5 protein-coding genes are annotated in these 5,797 nt (G+C 66.6%); 1 reads left to right on the top strand and 4 read right to left on the bottom strand.

Annotated elements, in window-relative coordinates; genetic code table 11:
- From B2W70_RS06425 to B2W70_RS06415, 3 genes are all read right to left on the bottom strand, one after another.
- Nucleotides 1–634 (bottom strand): circularly permuted type 2 ATP-grasp protein (locus tag B2W70_RS06425; protein WP_286743959.1); only part of this gene is annotated, 634 nt, incomplete at its 3' end.
- A gap of 15 nt (nucleotides 635–649) precedes the next feature.
- Complete coding sequence (locus B2W70_RS06420) at nucleotides 650–4,168, bottom strand: DUF2126 domain-containing protein (protein ID WP_286743957.1); 3,519 nt, start codon at nucleotides 4,166–4,168, stop codon at nucleotides 650–652.
- A gap of 96 nt (nucleotides 4,169–4,264) precedes the next feature.
- Nucleotides 4,265–4,993 (bottom strand): hypothetical protein, encoded by a 729-nt coding sequence (locus B2W70_RS06415; RefSeq protein WP_058087824.1) that lies wholly within the window; start codon nucleotides 4,991–4,993, stop codon nucleotides 4,265–4,267.
- A gap of 92 nt (nucleotides 4,994–5,085) precedes the next feature.
- Here B2W70_RS06415 and B2W70_RS06410 point away from each other — a divergent pair, with 92 nt between their 5' ends.
- Nucleotides 5,086–5,313 (top strand): helix-turn-helix domain-containing protein, encoded by a 228-nt coding sequence (locus B2W70_RS06410; RefSeq protein ID WP_171010232.1) that lies wholly within the window; start codon nucleotides 5,086–5,088, stop codon nucleotides 5,311–5,313.
- Between the two features lie 150 nt (nucleotides 5,314–5,463).
- Here B2W70_RS06410 and B2W70_RS06405 read toward each other — a convergent pair.
- Nucleotides 5,464–5,797, bottom strand: a 334-nt coding sequence (locus B2W70_RS06405; RefSeq protein ID WP_286743954.1) for an META domain-containing protein, incomplete at its 5' end; no start/stop codon positions are given.

Genomic DNA, 5,797 nt, shown 5'->3' with positions numbered 1-5,797 from the left:
GGTAGGCATCGGGGAACTGGCGCGAGACGATGAGCCGGTTCTGCATCACGTAGCCCAGCCCGGACGGTGCCTGGGTGCGGTGCGAGACCACCCACCAGGCGCCATCGGGGCCACGAACCAGGTCAAAGGCCAGCACGTGCAGGTAGATGCCACCGGGCGGGGTCACGCCCTGCATGCCACGCAGGTAGCCGGGGTGGCCCAGCACCAGGGCCGAGGGCAACAGCGCCTGTTTCAGCAGCGATTGCTCGCCGTAGGTGTCGGCCAGGATGCCGTTGAGCAAGCGCGCGCGCTGGGCCACGCCTTGCTCCAGGCTGCGCCACTCCTGCGCACCAATGATGTGCGGCAGCACCTCCAGCGACCAGGGCCGGCTGGGGCCACCCTGCGAGTTGTAGACGTTGTAGGTGATGCCATCTTCGAGGATCTGACGCGCCATGAGGTCCTGGCGCCGTTGCAGGTCTTCCAGTGGCGCCCCCAGGTGGCCGGCAAAGTCCTGCCACAAAGGGCGCAAATCACCCTCATCGTTGCGCAGCTCGTCGAAGTGGCCGGGCTCCACCGGGCGGGCGCGGTGCAGCATCGCCTGGGCCACGTTGGGCTCCAGGCTGGGATCGTCAAAAAGGGGCAGGTTGGCTGTCACAGTCCCGACATCGTATCAACCGCCCTGGGTTTTGCGCAGATCGAGGGTGAGCGGATGCTCCAGCCCGGCGGCAAGGGGTCGCACATCCATCGCGCCTGGTGTGTGTCCCATGCGGAAGAAGCGCGCCAGGCGTCGACTCTCGGCCTCGTAAGAGTTGACGGGGAAGGTGTCGTAATTGCGGCCGCCCGGGTGCGCGACATGGTATTGACAGCCGCCCAGCGAGCGCTTGAGCCAGGTGTCGACCAGGTCGAAGGTGAGCGGGGCATCGGCGCCAATGGTGGGGTGCAGGCACGAAGGCGGCTGCCAGGCGCGGTAACGCACGCCGGCCACGAACTCGCCGACACGGCCGGTCGGGTGAAGCGGCAACACACGGCCGTTGACCGTGACCACGTGGCGGTTGCCGTTCAGGCCGGTGGCGCGCAGCTCCAGGCGCTCCATGGACGAATCAACGTAACGCACGGTGCCGCCAGGCGCGCCCTCCTCGCCCATCACGTGCCAGGGCTCCAGCGCGCCACGCAGGGTCAGGCGCACACCGGCGGCCTGCACCTCGCCGACGTAGGGGAAGCGGAACTCGAAGTGCGGCGCGAACCACTCGGGCTTGAAGTCGAAGCCGGCCATGTGCAACTCGGCCAGCACGTCGGAGAAGTCTTGCTCAACGAAGCTGGGCAGCATGAAGCGGTCGTGCAGGCCGGTGCCCCAGCGGGTCAGGCGGGTGGCGCCATGGCCTTGGTAAGGCGTCTTCCAGAACCAGGCCACCAACGCGCGCAGCAGCAGCTGTTGCACCAGGCTCATCTTCGAGTGCGGGGGCATCTCGAAGGCGCGCAACTCCAGCAGGCCCAGGCGACCGGTGGGGCCGTCGGGTGAGTACAGCTTGTCGATGCAGAACTCGCTGCGGTGCGTGTTGCCGGTGGCGTCGATCAGCAGGTTGCGCAGGGTGCGGTCGATGATCCACGGAGGGCACTGGCCCCAGATGGCCATCTGCCGCTCGATCTCCTTCATGCCGATCTCGGCTTCGTAGACCTGGTCCATGCGCGCTTCGTCGATGCGCGGCGCCTGGCTGGTCGGCCCGATGAACAGGCCCGAGAACAGGTAGGACAGCGAGGGGTGGTTGTGCCAGAAGGTCAGCAGGCTGGGGATGAGGTCGGGACGACGCAGGAAGGGGCTGTCGCCAGGCGTGGCCCCACCGAGCACGAAGTGGTTGCCACCGCCGGTGCCGGTGTGACGACCATCGACCATGAACTTCTCGGTGGACAGGCGGGTTTCGTGCGCGGCCTGGTAGAGGAACTCGGTGTGATCGACCAGTTGGCCCCAACCCGATGCGGGGTGGATGTTGACCTCGATGACACCCGGATCGGGCGTGACCTGCAGCATCTTCAGGCGGGCATCGCGCGGCGGCGGGTAGCCCTCGAGCACGATCTTGAGGCCGGTTTCGGCGGCCGTGGCCTCGACAGCGGCCAGCAGATCGAGGTAATCGTCCAGGCTGGACAAGGGCGGCATGAACACGTAGAGCACGCCCCCGCCCTGCCCTTCGGCCTCGACCTTGGGGCCGCTGGCGCGGTCGGGGTTGCGTGCTTCCACGCACAGGGCTGTGCGCGTGATCCAGTGGGCCGACTCGAACCGGTTGGGGTGCTTGGATGGGTCGGCATTCGAGGGCGTGGCCGGGCCAGCGGCGGCGACGACCGGGTTGGCCGACAACGCGCCCCATTCGCCGTTGACGCTGGTGCCGCCCAACCCCTCGACAGGTTGCCCTTGGATGGAGACGGCGCCGCCTTGCGCGAAACCGCCGCCCACCGCATGAGGGCCGTACTGCGCGCGCAGCGTTGCCGCGTCAGCCAAGGGTGCGCGAGGCGCGAACGGGTCATGGTGGTGGGCGAAGGGATACTGCTCACGCGAGACCCAAGGCAGCGAGTCGAGTGGCAAGCGGTAGCCCATCGAGGAGTCACCCGGGATGAGGTACATGCGCTCGTCACGGAAGAACCAGGGGCCGGTGACCCAGCGCGGCCCGCTCAGGCCTGGGGCGTGATCCCACTCTCGCTTGAGAGGCAGGGCATAACCCACGGTGTGCGTCAGGCCCTGGTCGTAAACGCGGCGCAGGCGCACGCGCTCGAGCTCGTCGTCAAGCTTGGACTCGAAGGGGTCGACGTTGACTGGCAGGCGGCGCTCACGCCACAGGTAGTACCAGGTGTCTTCGAAACCGGCCTGGATGTGGTTGGGGCCCACGCCCAGCTTGTTCGAGAGCGTTTCGATGAAGCGCTTGGCGTCGTCGCTGGTGTAGTGCTCGGCCTGACGCTCGTCAGCGAACAGGCTGGGGTCGTGCCAGCAAGGCTGGCCGTCGGTGCGCCAGAAGATGGACAGGGCCCAGCGCGGCAGCTGCTCGCCCGGGTACCACTTGCCCTGCCCGAAGTGCAGGAAGCCGCCTTCGCCGTACTTGGCGCGCAGCTTGTGGACCAGGGTGGTGGCCAGGCCGCGCTTGGTGGGGCCCAGGGCGTCGGTGTTCCACTCGGCACCGTCCCGGTCATCGACGGAGACAAAGGTGGGCTCGCCACCCATCGTCAGCCTGACGTCGCCCGACTGCAGTTGTGCGTCCACCGCCTGGCCCAGGGCATCGATCTCGGACCACTGCGCGTCGGTGTAGGGCTTGGTCACGCGGGGTGACTCGAAGATGCGCGTGATCGACATGCGGTGGTCGAACTCGACCTCGCATTCGTCCACGGCGCCGGAGATGGGCGCGGCGCCGGAGGGCTCGGGCGTGCAGGCCACGGGGATGTGGCCTTCGCCAGCCAGCAGGCCCGAGGTCGGGTCCAGACCGATCCAGCCGGCGCCGGGCAGGTAGACCTCGCACCAGGCGTGCAGGTCGGTGAAGTCGACCTCGGTGCCCGAGGGGCCGTCGAGCGCGGCCACGTCGGCCTTGAGCTGGATGAGGTAGCCCGAGACGAAGCGCGCGGCCAGGCCCATGTGGCGCAAGGCCTGCACCAGCAGCCAGCCCGTGTCACGGCAGGAGCCCGACTTTTTGGTCAGCGTCTCTTCGGGCGTCTGCACGCCCGGCTCCATGCGGATGGTGTAGCTGATGTCGCTTTGCAGGCGCAAGTTGAGCCCGACGAGGAAGTCGATGGTGCGCACCTCCTTGCGGTCGATGCTGTCGACAAAGGCCTTGAAGGCCGGGGTGAGCTCGCCCTTGACCAGGTAGGGCGCCAGGTCATGGGCGCTGGCCTCGTCGTACTGGAAGGGGTAGTTCTCGGCGTGCGGCTCGAGGAAGAAGTCGAAGGGGTTGTAGACCGCCATCTCGGCGACCAGGTCGATGGTGACCTTGAACTCGCGCGTGCGCTCGGGAAAGACAAGCCGAGCCAGGTGATTGGAGAAGGCGTCCTGCTGCCAGTTGATGAAATGCATCACCGGCTCGACCTTCAGCGAGTACGACAGGACGCGGGTGCGGCTGTGCGGCGCCGGGCGCAGGCGCACGACCTGGGGCGACAAGTTCACCAACCGGTCATAGCGGTAGTGGGTGACGTGGTTCAGGGCGACGTGGATGGACACGTGGATCTCCGGCAGAGCAAGCAGCCATGGATTGGCTGCGCTGAATGTGACAGGAGCAAGTTGCGGACCAAGCGCCCTGCGCCACCGTTGCTTGCATCAACCTGTGACCGGTCTCTCTGCCGCCGCGCCATCGGCCTGCCACCACCGAGGGGACACGGCGCACACCACCAAGGCAACGCTCACCACATCTTTGGGCAAGAGGACCTCGGCCGGGCCACCTTGCCATGGAGAAACCACCATGGAGTCGACCCGATCGAGCAGCAGCCGACACAAGCGCACCCCGCCCTTTCGCAAGGTGACCAGCACGAAGTCCTCGGGCTGCAAAGGCGCATGCGCAGACACCACCAGAAAATACCCATCCTGGGCATAGGGCGCCAGCCCTTGGCCCTGCACACGCATGGCATGGCAGTGCTCGGCCATCCAGGGCAGACCGAGCGTGCCGCCTTCTGTGGGCTGCGTCTTGGGTGAGCCCACGCGTTGAGAAACCTGTCTGCCGTCCTCGCGCAGGTGCACCACGCCATGAACAGGCACCCGCACATGGGGTTCGCCATCGCCTCCGTGAACCGACTCGGCCGCCACGGGCACTGCCTTTTCCAGCGGTGGACCGTCGCCCCTGGCAAGCCAGTCAGCCCGAACGCCCAACTCCTTGGCCAAGGAGGGTGTGTGCGAGCTGCCCTGCGCGCCAGCGTCGAGGTCGCACAGGTACTGGATGGCCTGGGGTTTGACCCCGACGGCCCGAGCCAGTTCGCTCTGGTTTGTGCGCCCCGCGCGCCGCATGGCCCATCCCAGTCGACCTGCGTAGCTTTCCCACTCTCCATTTTTCATGCGGCGATGCTACAAAGATCTTTGTGGAATGCATTGCCATAATTTTTGCGCTGATGTACAAATGCAACTACAAATCAAAGCAGAGAGAAAACATGCCCCACCGAGAAGCACTGGCCCGGGCCATCGAGATCGTGGGCTCGCAAAGCCGTTTGGCTCGCGAGATCGGCGGCGGCGTCACCCAGGCGCACGTGCACTACTGGCTGACTCAGGCCAAGGTGGTGCCGGCTGAGTACTGTCCCGCCATCGAGCGCATCGTCAAGCGTGCCGTCTCTTGCGAGGAGCTCAACCCCCACGTGGACTGGTGGGTGCTGCGACGGTGAACCGAGCAGGTTTTGCGATCTCCCGGAGCGGCCTGCCAGCCCTGGGTTCTCCCCGGAGCAGCGTCACAACCGGATTGGACAAAGGTCCCTCCCTTGCCCTGTTCGTCCGGGCTGTTTTGTTGGCAGACCGGGAGATCGCTTTTTTATTTGTCAACGGGCCAGGATGCGACGCTGATCCTGCGTGCGAAGCTCCAGGCCACCATCCCGCTGGAGCTGAAACGACGTGACCTGTCCCAGCAACGCCAAAAAGCGCGCCTCCTGGTCCATCAAGGCGGGAACGCAGATCATGCGGGTGGTGGCGACCCCGCTGACCTCCATGGCAGCCCCCTGCAGGCGGTAGCTGCCCGTGAATCGGTTGCAACCCGCTCGGCCGGCAAGCTGGCCGGAGGGCGACCAGGTGATCGTGGTGCGGCTGTTGTCGACCACGCCGCGCCCATCGATGCGCTCGACCACCCACTCGCGAACGGTGAGGTCCCTTGGCGGA

It is taken from the genome of Aquabacterium sp. UBA2148, from assembly GCF_002328915.1.
GTDB lineage: Bacteria > Pseudomonadota > Gammaproteobacteria > Burkholderiales > Burkholderiaceae_C > Aquabacterium > Aquabacterium parvum.
This window is presented reverse-complemented; position numbering and strand designations above follow the sequence as displayed.

Excerpts from the sequence above, each read along its gene's own strand:
- B2W70_RS06415 (WP_058087824.1), bottom strand. The coding sequence starts at position 4,993 with ATGAAAAATGGAGAGTGGGAAAGCTACGCAGGTCGACTGGGATGGGCC.
- B2W70_RS06410 (WP_171010232.1), top strand. The coding sequence starts at position 5,086 with ATGCCCCACCGAGAAGCACTGGCCCGGGCCATCGAGATCGTGGGCTCG.